10 protein-coding genes are annotated in these 16,811 nt (G+C 45.1%); 4 read left to right on the plus strand and 6 right to left on the minus strand.

Annotated elements, in window-relative coordinates; all coding sequences use genetic code 11:
- Positions 1–337: 337 nt before the first annotated feature.
- From ACLI09_RS13605 to ACLI09_RS13630, 6 genes are all read right to left on the minus strand, one after another.
- Entirely contained in the window at positions 338–1,372 is a 1,035-nt protein-coding gene (locus ACLI09_RS13605) for a DUF6438 domain-containing protein (RefSeq protein WP_411420179.1), read from the minus strand.
- A 56-nt stretch (positions 1,373–1,428) separates the two neighbouring features.
- Positions 1,429–1,935 (minus strand): hypothetical protein, encoded by a 507-nt coding sequence (locus ACLI09_RS13610; RefSeq protein ID WP_411420180.1) that lies wholly within the window; start codon positions 1,933–1,935, stop codon positions 1,429–1,431.
- Positions 1,936–2,225: 290 nt separating this feature from the next.
- Positions 2,226–5,033, minus strand: coding sequence for an alpha-amylase family glycosyl hydrolase (locus ACLI09_RS13615; RefSeq protein WP_411420181.1), 2,808 nt, complete (start codon positions 5,031–5,033; stop codon positions 2,226–2,228).
- A 55-nt stretch (positions 5,034–5,088) separates the two neighbouring features.
- Positions 5,089–6,189 carry a SusE domain-containing protein gene (locus ACLI09_RS13620; protein WP_411420182.1) on the minus strand — a complete coding sequence of 367 codons (1,101 nt, stop codon included), beginning with the start codon at positions 6,187–6,189 and terminating at the stop codon, positions 5,089–5,091.
- 23 nt (positions 6,190–6,212) lie between these two features.
- Positions 6,213–7,811, minus strand: coding sequence for a RagB/SusD family nutrient uptake outer membrane protein (locus ACLI09_RS13625; RefSeq protein ID WP_411420183.1), 1,599 nt, complete (start codon positions 7,809–7,811; stop codon positions 6,213–6,215).
- Positions 7,812–7,822: 11 nt separating this feature from the next.
- The gene (locus ACLI09_RS13630; protein ID WP_411420184.1) at positions 7,823–10,753 is read right to left on the minus strand and encodes a SusC/RagA family TonB-linked outer membrane protein; all 2,931 of its coding nucleotides are present in this window, start codon (positions 10,751–10,753) and stop codon (positions 7,823–7,825) included.
- Positions 10,754–11,002: 249 nt separating this feature from the next.
- Here ACLI09_RS13630 and ACLI09_RS13635 point away from each other — a divergent pair, with 249 nt between their 5' ends.
- The 4 genes from ACLI09_RS13635 to ACLI09_RS13650 all read left to right on the plus strand — a co-directional run bounded on the left by ACLI09_RS13635 (position 11,003) and on the right by ACLI09_RS13650 (position 16,672).
- On the plus strand, positions 11,003–12,028 hold the full coding sequence (locus tag ACLI09_RS13635) for a LacI family DNA-binding transcriptional regulator (protein ID WP_411420185.1): 1,026 nt from the start codon (positions 11,003–11,005) through the stop codon (positions 12,026–12,028).
- 273 nt (positions 12,029–12,301) lie between these two features.
- Positions 12,302–13,672 (plus strand): MFS transporter, encoded by a 1,371-nt coding sequence (locus tag ACLI09_RS13640; protein ID WP_411420186.1) that lies wholly within the window; start codon positions 12,302–12,304, stop codon positions 13,670–13,672.
- 24 nt (positions 13,673–13,696) lie between these two features.
- A complete protein-coding gene (gene pgmB / locus ACLI09_RS13645; RefSeq protein ID WP_411420187.1) occupies positions 13,697–14,353 on the plus strand; it encodes a beta-phosphoglucomutase in 657 nt (218 codons plus the stop codon).
- 9 nt (positions 14,354–14,362) lie between these two features.
- Positions 14,363–16,672 carry a glycoside hydrolase family 65 protein gene (locus ACLI09_RS13650; protein WP_411420188.1) on the plus strand — a complete coding sequence of 770 codons (2,310 nt, stop codon included), beginning with the start codon at positions 14,363–14,365 and terminating at the stop codon, positions 16,670–16,672.
- The last annotated feature ends 139 nt before the right edge of the window (positions 16,673–16,811 follow it).

The following is a 16,811-nucleotide window of genomic DNA, read 5'->3' on the forward strand; positions in this document are numbered from 1 at the left end:
TAAAGGGGATGCAAAAGTACAATTATTTCTTAGAAATTCAAATATGTATAAAAATTATTATCGCGGAATGATTTTTAACATCGTGAAGGATGCAAAGATAGAGATTTTTTGGTGGATTTGTTTATGCGTTTATTTGGTGATTTGATGGTTCGATTGATTTGATGATTCGATAGTTCGACGGCGATTCGTTTCCCCGGGCGATGCCCGGGGCTATCGGGTACGACTGTTACACGGTCGGTTTAGACTGATTTATGTCGCCTTCTTCATGCGATGTCTTTGCGAAGGAATTGAGATGCCGTAATCTTTATGGAGAACACTCTGCGCTGTGGGGGATAAATTACTTCGCATACCATTCTTCAAGGCCCATGCGTATGCCGGGCTTTTCCGTTGTCTTTTCCCACTTTTGGTTAAAGCGAATTTCGTCCATCAGTCCATATAATTTCATAAGCCCATAAGTGCCTACTTTACCATAATCACCTATCTTTTTTGTATTGCCGTTACTGTAGGTTATTTTTAAAAAGCCTGTGGACTGGTCTGTCCCTAATACTTGATAATATGTATTAAGCTTTTCAGCGTTTATGTAGTTCAAGAGTTTTTCAGGGGAAACATAATCGTTTTTGTTTATATGGCATTTAAAAAAACCTTCCTCTTTATTATAGTCTTTGCCTATTTCATCACTAAAATTATAGTGCCTTGCTATAAAATATGATGCTCCGGTTTTATTTAGAGTCAATTGATACATCGGGCAGGTGCCAAAACAACTATCTGCATAAAATTCAATTTTTTCAATTTCATTATACGTCGGTTTCGGGTTGTACTCAATGAATTCACCATTTACATATCCTAAAGTATAGCGGCGTACGGGTATGATTTGTGTATTAATTATATATTGGGCGGGTTCAAATATATGGATGAGGGGCTTGCCATTTTGCTTAACTACCTGCGGAACGAATAGCCCCCTCCAGCCGCGTTGCAGTTTTATAACCTTTGGTTTGCTTTCAGGATATTTTAATACTACCAGGCAACAAAACATACAGGGTTCGCCAGATTGAAGGCCTCCGCAAACTGATGGGTTGTCTCCCATTACCAGTATGTCGTCAATACCATTGCCATCAAAATCGGCATAATAAAACGTGCGGTTTATTCCGTTGTGGACCAAAAATTCTTTTATGGTGCTGTCCCTCATACTATAGAGATGACGGCTGTCTGCAAAATAATCCGGGAGATGCAGCTTAAAATCCTTATATAAAGTGTCGGTTTTGCGAATGAATGCTTCTACCTCAGCCCGTTCTTCCGCGGTTTCGGGTGGCAAAACCTCTTTCTTACTACAGGAAAAGCAAGCTAAAAAGGTAATTAAGATAAACTTTTTCATGGTGGTGGGTTTTTAATAGCAACAGTACTAAAAACCTAACGCCTTTGGATATAAAATTATTTCAGCTTCTTCACCTTATTACTATACACAATTACAAACGGCACTTTTTTGGCCGGCTCTTTAGCCACATGTATAAACTTATACTTTTTGGCATCCGTACTTCCTATAGTTATTGATTTCTTGGTATGGTTATCATAAATTTCGGTATCGCCAGTGTTGTCTATGCGAATCTTCTCGGCTATGCCAATGGCGTTGTTAGAAATAGGGTAGTCCTTATATACCTGCTTGCCGTTGCTGGTTACGGTTATTTGCTCGCCCTTGTAGTTGCGTGTAAGCACCAAAACGGAATAATTCTCTGCCGTGGCGTTAAGTTCTTTTAATAATGCGGCAGTCTCGGCAGCTGTGGCAGCCTTAAACTTATCAGAATAAATAACGTTCTCGCTTGCGGGTTCGTTGGCCTTCTCGGTTTCTATTTTGCCTGTTTTTGAGGTGTTGCCGGTCTTAGCCGTTTTGCACATTACAAACAGTGTAGAAGCGAGTAGCATAAAAAGTATCTTTTTCATGTAGTGTCTAAATTTTAAATAATAAAAATACGCCTACAGCTTATATTAGGCAGTCCCTTTAAGATATAAATAACAAAGGCCTATTTGAAGAACGCCTCTGCTGTTCATGTTTACATTAAAGGTTATACTGGCGCTTTGGCTGTAGCCAAATGCCATCGAAGCATAAATACAGAACAGGCTCAGTGCATTAGCAAAATTATATATCATAGCGGGGGGAAATTTCAATAAATAAAAAGGCTCCCGTTTAAAGGAGCCATTCTCAAGCGTACTATCTAAATTAATTCAAAAAACTATTCTTTTACAAGTTTTACTGTGATTTGGCGGTTAGTCACATCGGTAATTTTTACAAGGTAAATACCTTTGCTAAGGCTGCTTATATCATACGTGTTGCCGTTGCTGTTAGGGCCAAAACTTTTTACCATCTGCCCGGTTATGGCATATACTTCAGCCTTAGCTACCGGTATGTTTATGCTAAACTGGTTTGTAGCCGGGTTAGGGAAAAGCGCTGCGGATACTGCGGACGGAGTGTTTGTAGCGAGGCTTGATGGCTGGTTGCCAAATACCCTGAACTCTCCCGGCTGCAACATAACGCTTGTGCCGCTAAAGGTTGTATTGTCCATAAGGTTGTACCAGTTTCCCGCAATAGAAAAATTAGTAGTAACCGTTTGTGCCGTCGTATTAAAGTTAGTCAAGACAACTACCGCCTTAAGCTCGCTTTCGCTAAGGTTATTGTTCCAGATGTCTATCCTGGGCGTTAAAGTGCCCGATGTAATAGTAAATGTATTGGTATTAAACACTGCATTGTTCAGCTTCATATTGTTTAGCGCTGCCCAAGTGTTGTAAATTGCTAAACGCGCCGGGTCTGTTGTATATCCTATTTCAGATGGAATTGGCTTGGGGTTAGTGCGGCAATCGTTGTTATAGGTCCCATTTTCGCAGTAGTTAATGCCATAGTCATAGCCTAGTTCGGCAAATTGCCAGAACATTTTAGGCCCCGGTATAAGTAACGATACAGCACCTATGGCTTTTTGCCTTTCAAGGCCTGTAGCTACGTTTTTTACATCATAGCTGCCCGATGCGGCACCATAAAGTATGTTTTTGCGCATCAGCCTTTCCTCATCATGGCTTTCCATGTATCCCATAACACGAGGCGCGGTAAAACCACGGTTTTCAAAATCCATGTTGTTAAAGTTGCTTTCAGATGCATAACCCATGCTCAGCTGGTTGTAAGCATGGTTAAAATTACTCCATGGCATTACGCCTTTGCCTTCTGCCACGCGGTAGTTAGCCCATTCGGTTTCCTCATTAGCACTGCCGCCCACGCCCAGGTGCTCAAATATCACATAAAAGTCTGGGTCAATATCCCACTGGTAGTCCGCATATTGCTTAAGTATGGCCACGCGGTCTGCCTGGTAGTTGTTAGTACACGTTTGGTCATTAGCAGTACAGTTTTGGGTAAATCCTTTGGTAAGATCCCATCGGAAACCGTCTATATTATACTCAGTCATCCACTCTTCTACCGTGCGCTGCACATAGTATCGTGTGAGCAGGCTGGAGTGGTTAAGGTCGCTGCCCACGCTGTAGGAATGCCTTGCAACCGTGTTACAATAGGGATTTTCTGTAGATGGGTCGCCAAAACCGTCACCATCGCCGTCAACAGCCCAGAGGCGCGCCAGCGGAGAGCGGCCGTATACGTGGTTAAGCGCCACATCCAGTATTACCGCAATGCCGTTCTGGTGGCACAGGTCTATAAACGCTTTCATGCTGTCTGCCGTGCCATACGCTTTATCGGGCGCCATGTGGAAGGCCGTGTTGTAACCCCATGATATGTTGCCCTCAAATTCCATAACCGGCATAAGTTCAATAGCGTTTACATGCAGGTTTTTAAAATAATCAATTTTAGCGGCAAGGCCGTTCCAGGTTTTGTCTGTGCCAAAATCCCTTATAAGGGCTTCATAAACGATAAGGTTTTCCTTAGCCGGACGTACAAAATCTGGCACCTGCCAGTTGTACGCCTGTTGCCCTGTTTTTAACACCGAAACTTCAAACTGCTGTCCTGCCGGGTAAGCAGGAAGGTTAGGGTATTCGGCACTGGTAATATATGGGTCGTCATAAGGCGAAAGTACAAGGGTAGAGAATGGGTCGGCCACTTTTACCAGTGATTGTGTGTTCGCAATAGGCGTTTGGTCTACTGCCCAGTACTGGTAGGTATAGTTTGTATTTGGCGTAAGCCCGGTAAGCTCCAGCCAGAATTTGCCCGTTGCAGGGTCTTTTTTCATGGCGTAGCCTGATGAAGGGCTGTAGCTGTTAAAGCTGCCCACCACATACACAAAGTCTTTGCCCGGGGCGTTAAGCACCAGCGTGGCCTTAGTATTATCGGCATCATTATAGGTAATACCATCGCGCACGCCGGCAGGCAGTGCCTGGCTAATGGTACCCGGGTTTACAATGACATCAAACTCTTTAGTAATAACATTAGTGCCCATTGTAGCTACCAGCTCATAATGGCCGCTTTCTGTTATGTTAGTTTGTGTATAGTTATAGCTTGCAGTTGATGCATTTGTGTTGATGCTCGTGCCGTTAAAAAAAAGCTCATAAGCCGCGTTCCCACCAGTGTTAGTAGCCGAAACGGTTAGGCTGCCACCATTTGAAACAATGGTTGTGCCGTTTTCGACAGGGGCGGTAAGGCTAACCTGAAACGCGCCTACGTTTATAAAGTAATCAGCACTTTGCGGTGCACCCGATGCAGCCCTGAATACTACACATATTTGCGTAATGGTGCTGGTAGTCGGTACGCCAAAATAAGTGTACAGGTTTGGTGTAAGGTCAAGTTTGTAAGTAGTACCACTTACCAGGGTAAGGGCGGGCTGCGATGAGTTTACCCCCCAGGTACCTACAACGTTTTGCCATGTCTGGCCGTTAACGGTAAGTCCTATGTGGGCGTAAATAGTGCCGTTGTAGCCTGCAAGGGGTGTGCCTGCTTTATCGAAATTCAGGGTAACAGCCTCTGTAGGTATGCCAGGGGAAGGGGTGGTAGACACCTGCGCTAAGCCTGTAAAGCCGGTAACTATCAGTAATAAGAATAATACTTTTTTCATGCTTATAATTTAATTATAAAAGGGCTGTTAGTGGCAGCCCTTTTAATTTTGTGTATTAGTTTACGGCTATAAAGATGTAACGTCCGTCAAGGTCGTTAAACCAAACATCGTAGTTTCCCGCATCTACAACAGGTACAAAATCACCTCCGTTTACCGTAACCATGCCCGATATAGGAGTGCCTCCACCCCAGTTTCCCGGTAGGTCCCAGCTTGCATTTGCCCTGAATTTAACAGCCGCAGCAGTAATGGCAATGTCTGTACCATGCCATATATGGGGGTTAGTGGCAGTGGCTGTTAATACTGTATCAGCAGTCCATCCGCCGGGTGTACCTTCTCCTATAATTCCTACTGAATTAAAAGACGGTGCAGCGCTGGCATCATAAGGGGTTAATGTATAGGTCATGTCTTCCGTGTTTACAGTCAACTCATAATAGCCCGCGGCTGCAACAGCAATAGCTGCGGGGTCGCTGCCTGTACCGTCGTTAACTGCAAGTATACCGTCACCAGCTGAACCATATTGCGGCTGCCATGAGCCTAATAGGGAAAGCAACTTAAGTTCGCCAGCAGCAAAATAGCCTGTAAAGTGATACAAATTCTGGTTTTCCGCATCCCTGAAAAGAGGAGTATTGTTGTTGTCAGGATTCCAGCCTGCATCTGTGGCATTACCTACAAGGTACAGGTCCACCACCGGTATAGATGCCTCATAAGGCGTTACAAGGAATGTAATAGTATTAGAATACGTCTCCATAGCACCTTGTGCGCCTACGGTAGCCTTAACCCTTACATACAGCACGCCCTGCATTTCATAAGCTATGCCCGCGTTAACCGCTATACTATTAAGGGCAGATGTTACAATGCTTGCAGTGGTAGAGGTAGTCGTAGCAGCATCTACCGGGGCGGTAAAAGCTTCGTCGGCAGAAATTTGCACTACATAATTAACCTCGGTCGCGGTTTCATAGTCCATATCTTCCCAGGTAACGGTAAGCGCGGTGTTAGTAGCTGTTGCGGCTGTAAGCACGGCAGCAGCGCCCGATTCAGGCGACGTTATGGTAAAACTGCCTGTAGGGTTAACAAACAGCAGGTCCTGCTCATCTTCGCACGACGTGAAACCGGCGGCAAGTACAACAGTAAATACGTATAAAAATATATTTTTCATTTTAAGAGTTTTTAAGGATTATATTAATAGCCAGTATTTTGAGTTAAGTTAGGGTTTGATGCCAATGAGGCGGTAGGCAGCGGGAACAGTCTGAAATGGCCGGGTATGGCCACACCATTAGCGCCGTTTCCTTTCCAGGCCCAGTTGTAGCTACCACCGGTATATTTGCCAAAGCGGATAAGGTCCTGGCGGCGGTGGCCTTCCCAGTGCAGTTCGCGTGCGCGCTCATCAAGTATAAACTCAGGCGAAAGTTCAGACGCGCTTATGTTCCCAACGTTAGAGCCTCCGTGTGCACGCATCCTCAGCGCGTTAACATAACTAAGTGCTTGTGTAAGAGAAGTGCCGGCTGCATTCCTTACCGCACATTCCGCATACATAAGGTAGGCATCTGCAAGGCGAAACAGTGGAAAATCAGTATTTACAAACGTAGAGTTAGGCCCTACCACACCGGTAGAAGAAATGTTAGAATATTTACCTAAAATATATCCCTGGTCGCGGTTTGCTATATCCGTAATGTCAATTGTTCGTTCGTCGCCACCTATAATGGTATTCCTCGCATCATTAAGGAATTCTGGCCCGTTAAATTTCTCTACAAATTGTTTCCTTAACCTCAAAGCCCCGCTCCATGCTGCGGCGCTTACACCAAAATCAAGGCCGTTTTGCTCAATAGAGCCTACCTGGCCGTTAACCATAACAGTAGTAGGACCGTAGTTTTGGGTAACGTTGCCATCGCTCTGAAGCGTAAAAATCATCTCCGGAGACAATTCGTTATCGGCTGTAAAGTTGTTGAGGTAGTTTGTGTTTAAAGTATAACCGCCTGCAATAATTTCGCTGCATTTCGCTGCACATTCTGCATATTTAGGCGTGCCGGTATATACTTCGGCATTAAGGTACAGCTTGGCAAGTATCATGTTAGCCACTCCCTGGTCTACACGGCCATACTCGTTAGTACGCGCCGCTTTAAGTGTGGGTAGTACTTCAGTAAGTTCGCTCTCTACAAAATCATAAAGTTGCTTTGCGCTGTATTCCGGCCCCTGAAAGTTTACAGGGTCATTCTCGGTAACAAAAGTGCCTTTGCCAAAAAGGTCAATCATATTATAGTATACCAGTGCCCGCAGTACCCTTGCCTCCTGGCGGTATAGGGCTATGTCTGTAGCTTCGGTACCTGTTATGCCCCTTGCGCTTACTTTTTCGGGTGTAGACTGTTTAAGGAATTCGTTTGCTATGGCTACCTCCACCATAAGGCGGCTGTACATACCCAGTAGCAATGGGTTATCGGCATTCCAGGTATTGCGTTGCAGTTCGCGTGTTCCGGCATCATTTTCATAGCTCCATATTACCTCGTCGGTAGTAAGGGTTTGCAGGTACCACAGGCAGCGGCCATAATGGCTGGTACCGGCATCAATACCCTGCAGTAGTGAGTTGTCTGAACCGGAGGTTCCGGTCATAGATAAGTTACCGTATACACCTGCAAGTGCCTGCTTATAAGCTCCCGGCTGTGCGTAAAAATTGTCTGCCGTAAAGATGTCGTCGTCTTTTGGGGTTACATCAAGGTCGCTCGTGCACGAGTTTAGTGCGAAGAGGCCCATGAGGTAAATCAGGCTTAGTTTAATATTTTTCATAGTTGCTTTTTTTAGAAATTAACGTTAACACCAAAAAGGTACTGCCTTTGCCTTGGGTAGATGGTCTGGTCGCGCCCATCGTTAGTAATTTCAGGGTCAAGGCCTGAATATTTTGTTATAAGGAATGCGTTTTGCACGCCACCGTACAGCCTTAATGAAGCCTTTCCATCAAGCCATTTAGGGAATGTGTAGCCCAGTGTAATGTTGTCCATCCTTAAAAAGGAGCCGTTTTCTACGAAGTAGTCTGATAGCACCACGTCAGAAGTGTTTACGAAGTTAGTAGCGGTTACCGATTTAGGTACGTTTGCCAATACGGCATCGGCTTTTAGCAACGCAAGCTGGGCATTGCCGGCGTTAACCGCATTATATATCCTGTTTCCTACGCTTGCCCTAAGGTTAAATGAGAAATCAAGGTTACCCCAGTTGATGCTTGATGCAAAGCCAAAAATAGCGTCAGCATCGGGGTTTTTATAAATATACCGGTCGTCGCCATTTATTACACCGTCGCCATTTAGGTCGGCATAAGCGCCTTCTACAGGCTTGCCTGCAGTGTCATATAATTGTTTGTACAGGTAAAAAGAGTAGGGGGTATAGCCTTCCCTTAAAATCTGGGCGGTACCTCCAGTACCGGAACCCGTGCCTCCTAAAAGGATGTCCTGGTTGTAGGCAAGCTCTTCTATCCTTCTCTCAAATTTGGTGAAGTTAAAGTTTACGTTCCACCTAAAGTTTTCTGTTTTTACAACATCGCTTATAACGCTGAACTCTACACCCTTTGTGGTAAAGCTGCCGATATTTTGCCAGATGAAGTTAGAAAAGTTACTGCCATCTGCAACCGGTACGTTGCTTAACAGGTCGTCGCTCTTTTTATAAAACACATCTAAAGCGCCCGTAACACGGTCATTAAACAAGCCGTAGTCAATACCTGCATTGTAGGTAGTGGTTTCTTCCCATTTAATGTCAGGGTTGTATGACCTTGAAACTGCGATAGGATATTGTGAGCCGCCAAACATATATTGGCTGTTACCGTTACCTATCTGGTATTGCTGCAGGTACACATTAGCTTCGGGTATAGACTGCTGGCCGGTAACGCCATAGCCCAGGCGTAGTTTAAGGTCGCTTACGGTGTTAGATTCTGCAAAGAAATCGTCTCTTACCCTCCATGCAAAAGCGGCTGCAGGGAAATTGCCCCAACGGTTATTTTCGGCAAAGCGCGATGAGCCATCCCTCCTGTACGAGAGGGTAAACAGGTATTTTTGGTTAAAAGTAATGTTTGCCCTCCCGAAGAAACCGATTAGTACGTTAGGCGTATCAATATCCGTTTCAGGGAAATTGCTGCCTAGCGTAGGGTTATTAAGGTTGCCTGTGTAGAAGCTGCGTGTCTGGAATTTTTGGTAAGAATAACCTGCGGTAGCATCAAGCTGCGTAGTGCCAAATGTTTTGTTGTAGTTAAGGTAACCGTCAAAAAGTTGGTTCTCTATCCTTCTTTCGCTATACTCATTAGTACCATAAGGTATGCTGTTGTTGCTTGGCGCAGAGGCAGCATTAGTACCCACCAGGCGAGTCCTGTCTCCATTAGACCTGTCATAACCAAGGTTTACAACTGCTTTAAGCCCGTCTATAAAATGAAAACGGTATTCTGTCTGGAAGTTTCCAAATATACGGTTGTTGTTACCCGTATCGTAGGTTTGCATAAGCTGGGCAACCGGGTTGCGTGTACCTAAAATCAGCGCGTTATTAGCGTCGTTTGCATTGTAGTATTCAAAATAGCCGCCATAAGGTGAATCGGCATCCAAAATAGGTTGGGTAGGGTTAAAGTGAATGGCGTTATACTCTACACCATCGGCAAAGCGGTTTTTTTCGTTAGTATAATTAACGTTTACATTAAACTTAAGGTGGTCTTTAAAAAACGAAGGGTTTAATGATAACGAAATATTACTGCGGTTAAACTTGTTGGTAAGCCTTAAACCTTCCTGGTAGGTATTACCCAAGCTTAGACGTGATGGCATAAAGCCAAATAGGTTGCCGTTCAATGAAAGATTGTTGTCTACAAAATCAGTGCGCCTGTATATGGCATCCTGCCAGTCGGTATTGGCGGTACCCAGCAAGCCCGCGTCGTTTGGCCTGGTGTTTTGTATTATGGTGCGAAACTCATCGGCGCTAAACACGTCTATTTTATCGGTATGCTTACCGGCTCCATATTTAAAGTTATAGCTCACTTTAAGGTCTTTACCGCCCTTTTTAGTGGTAATGATAATTACACCGTTACTCGCCCTGCTGCCGTAAATAGCGGTTGCCGAAGCATCTTTTAATACTGTAAACGACTCGATGTCGTTAGGGTTAAGCGCGGCAAGCGGAGAGGTAGACCCAATGTTAGTGTCCGAAAGGATGGGAAGCCCGTCTATTACAATAAGCGGGTCGTTAGATGCAAAAAGCGACGAACCACCCCTTATGCGTATTTGCGAGCCAGAGCCCGGCGCGCCACTGGTGTTAACAGTAACGCCCGCAACCTTGCCGCTAAAAAGGTTTTCGGCCGTTACTATGGCACCCTTGTTAAAGTCTTTTGCGGTAACGCTGGTAACAGACCCAGTTACATCTTTTTTAGTAGTGGTACCGTAGCCTATTACAACTACCTCCTGCAGTTGTGTAGCATCTTCGGCAAGTACTATATTTATGGGCTGGCCGGTAAAAGTTACCGTTTGCGAGGCAAAGCCAATAAAACTAAAGCTTATCTGGGCGCCTTCGGCAACTGCCGAAAGGGTAAAATTACCATCCATGTCGGTAGATGTACCGTTTTGGGTGCCCACTATAAGTACACTCACGCCGGGTATGGGCTGCCCGGTGGTATTATCGCGAACGGTTCCCGTGGCGGTTTTGGTCTGCGCCAAAAGGCCAAAGGGAAGCATCAGCAATAAAAGTAATAACTTCTGATACATAGTTTTCATACAAGTCGTTTAGGTTATTTTTGCGTTTTTAAATGCTTATAAAATCACTTCAGGGATTAAAATTATCTAAATTGGCGACACAAAAAAACGTTTTCGTAAAATGAAGGTTACTACAACGTTGTCGTGTTGAAAACTTTTTAAATTTGCAGCAGCAAAACAGCTTAATATTGTGATTAATAAAAATAATGACTATCTTTATTTGGATATCAATAATTATAGTCGAAATCGACTAAATATACTTCAAACCCGATGAAAAGACAGGTAACCTTAAAGCAAATTGCACGGGAACTCGATGTTTCTATTAGTACGGTGTCTAAGTCACTGAGAAATAGCCCTGAAATAGGAGAAGATACCCGCCAGAAGGTACAGGCGTTTGCAAAGCTTTACAATTACAAACCCAATAACATTGCCCTGAGCCTTAAAAACAAAAAGACTAAGACTATAGGCATTATTATTCCCGAAATTGTGCACCACTTTTTTGCTACAGTAATTAGCGGCATAGAGCAGGTGGCTAATGAGATGGGTTATAATGTAATTGTTTGCCTTAGTGACGAAAGTTTTGATAAAGAGGTAATTAATATGGAGATGCTCGCCACCGGCAGCACTGATGGCTTTATCATGGCACTCAGCAAAGAAACCCAGCAAAAAAAGGACTTTCACCACATACAGGAGGTTATTAACCAGGGTATGCCTGTGGTAATGTTTGATCGCGTTACTAATGATGTATTGTGCGATAAAGTAATTATAGATGACCAGATGGCGGCCTATGAAGCGGTGGACTATCTGGTAAGTAAAGGCTTTAAGAAAATAGGCCTTATAACTACGGTAGATTATGTAAGTGTAGGCCGCCTGCGTACCGACGGCTACATTAATGCCCTGAGCGACCACGACCTGGCGATAGACGACGAGCTTATTGTAAAAATTGAAGATATAGAGGGTTGTGCCAGTAAAATAGCCGTATTGCTGCAGGATAAGAAACCGGAGGCTATATTTGCAGTGAACGAGCTATTTGCCGTTACCGCCATAAAACTGGCGGCAAAAATGGGTATCCGTATACCCGAAGACATGTCTATTATCGGTTTTACCGATGGTATAATCTCCCAATACAGTAGCCCGAGCATTACCACAGTAAGCCAGAATGGTGTTGTTATGGGTGGACGTGCGGCAAAACTGCTTATAGAGCGCCTGGAGCGCGAAGAGGAGGAAACTGAGCAATACCACACCGAACTGGTTGAAACACATTTGGTGCTGAGGGAGAGTACGGCACAGGTGTAAGTATCGCGCATAGTCTCTCAAAAGTAGAGGGTTTCGGAGGGGCCTCAACAGAAATCTACGACAACCTTGTAGTTTTTTCAAATCACTAATATACAGCAGGTTAAAAACTGAATTTTATTGGCAGCGTAGGAATTATTTTTTACTAAAACGTTTTTTGTATTAAAAAACATATATCTTTGTACTGATTATCAAAGCTTATAAAGTCACTTCAAACTTTTTTATAAGATTTTGATAAGCCATACGCGCTTATCGTTAATAATTTAAATTACGATAATGGAAAAGCGTAAATTAGGTTTCTGGGAAATCTGGGGCATGAGCTTCGGTTACCTCGGAATCCAGATGGGGTTTGCACTACAAAACGCAAACGCCAGCCACATCCTCCAGATTTTTGGGGCCGATGTACACACCCTTTCCTGGTTTTGGATTATACCGCCGCTCATGGGGCTCATTGTACAACCCATCATCGGGCATTACAGCGACCGCACCTGGACACGCTTCGGCCGCAGGAAACCTTATTTCCTTGTAGGTTCATTACTCGCTGCACTTGGGTTGGTATTTATGCCACAGGCCGGGGCACTTACCGCCCTTATGCCTGCGTTATACGTTGGTGCCGGTTTCCTTATGGTAATGGATGCCTCATTTAACATTGCCATGGAGCCTTTTCGTGCACTTGTTGCCGACATGCTCCCTGCCGATCAGCGTACACTGGGCTTTAGTGCCCAAACGGTGCTTATAGGCGTGGGTGCGGTTATAGGCTCATGGCTGCCCTATGTACTGGCAAACTGGTTTAATGTGCCGCATGCCGAAACACCCGGGCAGGTGCCTTACCATCTTATATTATCATTCATTATCGGGGCAGTATGTATTGTAGGGGCTGTGCTGGTTACTATAGCTACCACAAAAGAATATACGCCCGAACAAATGGCTGCTTTTCAGGTAGCCGCAGAAACTGCTGACGTGCCTGCTGCTGAGGAAAAGCATTCGCTGACAGACATTTTTACCGATTTTGCAAAAATGCCGCAAACCATGCGCCAGCTCAGCTGGGTGCAGTTCTTTTCATGGTTCGGACTGTTTGGCATGTGGGTATTTACTGTACCGGCCATTGCACACCACCTGTATGGCACCCCGTTAAAAGAGCTTAGCGAATATAGCGCTGCCGAAAGCGCATTATACCAAAAAGCAGGCGACTGGGTAGGTATCATCTTTGGTGTTTATAATGGTGTCTCGGCTATAGTGGCACTTTTCCTTCCGTTTATCGCTAAAAAAATAGGGCGTAAAAAAACCCATTTCATTGCCTTGCTAATAGGTGGTATCGGGCTGCTATCCATTTACGTTGTGCCTAATCCTAACTGGCTTATCCTTTCTATGGTAGGTGTGGGCGTTGCCTGGGCAAGCATTTTAGCTACGCCCTATGCCATCCTTTCAGGCTCCATCCCACCAAAGAAAATGGGTGTGTATATGGGTATATTCAACTTCTTTATTGTAATACCGCAAATCATCAATGCCATTATTGGCGGGCCTATGGTAAAGTACCTCTATGGCGGCAACGCTGTTTATGCACTTATGGCAAGCGGCGTGTCGTTTATCATTGCTGCACTGTTTGTAGCCAGGGTAAAAGATAACGACGACACCGTGACTAATTAAGCATACATCAATCAAAAATAATCAATGAAACAAAAAGCATTCATCTTCGACCTCGACGGTGTAATTGTAGATACGGCCAAGTACCACTACGTGGCCTGGAAAAAAATTGCCAACCGCCTGGGTATCGATTTTACGCATGAACATAACGAGCTGCTCAAAGGCGTAAGCCGCGGCCGCTCGCTGGATATTATCCTTGGCTTAGGCCAGGTAGAAGCAAGCCAGGCGGAAAAAGATGCATGGCTTGCCGAAAAAAATGACGACTATATGAACTCGGTAGCTAACATGGCCGCTGATGAAATACTCGATGGTGTAATGCCGGTGCTGGAGTGGCTTAAGGCCAATAACCAGGGTATAGCCTTAGGTTCGGCAAGCAAGAACGCAAGGCCAATTTTAGAGCGCGTGGGCATCATCCATTACTTTGATGTTATTGTAGACGGCAATGATGTAGCCAATGCCAAGCCCGACCCCGAAGTATTTGTAAGGGCGGCACAGTTGCTGGGCAAACCTGCTGAAGATTCGATAGTATTTGAAGATTCTATTGCAGGCATACAGGCCGCAAACATTGCACACATGACGAGCGTGGGCATAGGTGATGCCAATACCCTGCACGAAGCAAAGCACAACTTTAACAGCTTTGCAGAGATAAACATACATTTTTTAGAAACGTTAGTTAACAGTTAATAAGCACACATGAACCAGGATTATATTATACCGGATAATTGGTCGGTAATAGAAGAAGGATTTGATGCGGAAAGAGTGCGTTCATCAGAAAGCCTCTTTAGCATTGGCAACGGCGCCATGGGCCAGCGTGCCAACTTTGAAGAGCACTACAGCGGGCATACCTTTCAGGGAAGTTATATAGCGGGTGTATATTACCCCGACAAAACCAAGGTGGGCTGGTGGAAAAACGGCTACCCTGAATATTTTGCAAAGGTACTTAATGCACCTAACTGGATAGGGATAGGCATTACCGTAAATGGTGAAGCGCTTGACCTGGCCAAATGCAGCATTGTAAACAACTTCCGCCGCGAGCTCAATATGAAAGAGGGCTGGTACAACCGCTCTTTTGAGGCCGTACTAAAAAACGGGACCGAAATAAAAGTAAACGTAAAGCGTTTCCTGTCGCTTGTGGCAGATGAGCTTGGCGCCATAAAATATGAAATTACCCCGCTTAACCGCGCGGCACAGATAACCTTTAGCCCCTATGTAGATGCAGGCGTTAAGAATATGGATGCCAACTGGGAGGAAACCTTTTGGGAGCCAATAGACGTGCAATATTCTGCTAACGAAGGTTTTGTAACGGCCCGCACGTTCAAGACCGGTTTTGGAGCGGCTGCTTTTATGCACAACAACATATTGCTAAATGGCAATGATACACAAACGCTACCCGTTAATGCTGAGGCTACAGACAGGAAAGTGCAACTGAGCTATACTATTGAAGCTAACGCTAACGATACGGCAGCCATAGTGAAATTCGGCGGCTATACCGTATCGACAAACCATCCGGAGGCGGAGCTGATAAGCGCTGCTAAGGCGGTTATTGCTTCGGCGAAAGTTAAAGGATTTGATGCCCTTTTAGAAGAGCAGAAACACGCCTGGGCAGGCATTTGGGAAATGGCGGATATTACCATTGATGGCGACGTAAAGGCGCAGCAGGGCATCCGCTTTAATATCTTCCAGCTCAACCAGACGTACCTGGGCAAAGACCCAAGGCTGAACATAGGCCCTAAAGGCTTTACCGGCGAAAAATATGGTGGCTCTACCTACTGGGATACCGAGGCCTACTGCATACCGTTTTATATGGCGACCAAAGACCAGCAGGTAGCGCGTAACCTGCTTACCTACCGCCACAACCAGTTGGGCAAAGCGATAGAAAATGCTACGAAGCTGGGCTTTACAAACGGCGCGGCATTGTACCCTATGGTTACCATGAACGGAGAGGAATGCCACAACGAGTGGGAAATTACCTTTGAGGAAATTCACCGTAACGGCGCCATTGCCTTCGCCATTTATAACTACTACCGCTTTACTAACGATTACAGCTACATCCCTGAAAAAGGGCTTGAAGTGCTGATAGGCATAGCGCGTTTCTGGCACCAGAGGGCTACGTTTTCTGCCAATAAAAATCTGTACATGATACTGGGCGTTACAGGCCCTAACGAGTACGAGAACAACATAAACAACAACTTTTATACCAACTATATTGCCAAATGGTGTATTGACTATGCCGTGGAGCAGATAGCCCGCGTGCGTGATGAATATGCGGATGACCATGCCCGTATTATGGATTTGGTTAAATTAGACGCAGAAGAGATTCGCGCCTGGAAAGATGTTTCGGATAACATGTACCTGCCATTTTCAGATAAATTTGGCGTGTACCTGCAGCAGGACGGTTTCCTTGATAAGGAGCTTGTGCCCGTGAGCCAGCTTGACCGCAGCCAGCGCCCCATTAACCAAAAGTGGAGTTGGGACAGGATATTGCGTTCGCCTTACATAAAACAGGCGGATGTATTGCAGGGCTTCTACTTTTTTGAAGACCATTTTACCAAAGACCAGCTTGAAAAGCACTTCGACTTTTATGAGCCGCTTACGGTACACGAGAGCAGCCTTTCGCCGTGTGTGCACAGCATACAGGCCGCCAGCCTCGACAGGATGGAACAGGCGTATACGTTCTATTTACGTACGTCGCGCCTTGACCTTGACGACTACAATAAAGAGGTAGAAGAAGGCCTGCACATAACCAGCATGGCCGGCACCTGGATGAGTATTGTAGAAGGCTTTGGCGGTATGCGCGTTAAAAATAATAAACTGTATTTTGAGCCAAAAATTCCGGAGCAATGGGAGGGCTATTCGTTTAAGATTAACTTCCGCGGGCAGGTGCTTAAAGTATCGGTACAGCCGGGCGAAACGCATTTTAGCCTTGAAGGGGGCAACGACATGGATGTGGTGGTTAACGGCAATGCCGTTACCGTAAAGCCGAACGAATTGGTTACGGTTTAAGGATTAATGAGTCCTAACCCCCAACCCCCCCCCGCCGAAGGAGAGAGGGGGAACTTTACTCGTACGGCATACCACACCTGTCAGGTGTTACAATAAATATAAGGTTCTGATAGCAACCGTGGCATTCCCCTCTTGAGGG

Origin of the sequence: Flavobacterium sp. RHBU_24 (assembly GCF_046613695.1) — a bacterium.
Classification (GTDB): Bacteria; Bacteroidota; Bacteroidia; order Flavobacteriales; family Flavobacteriaceae; genus Flavobacterium.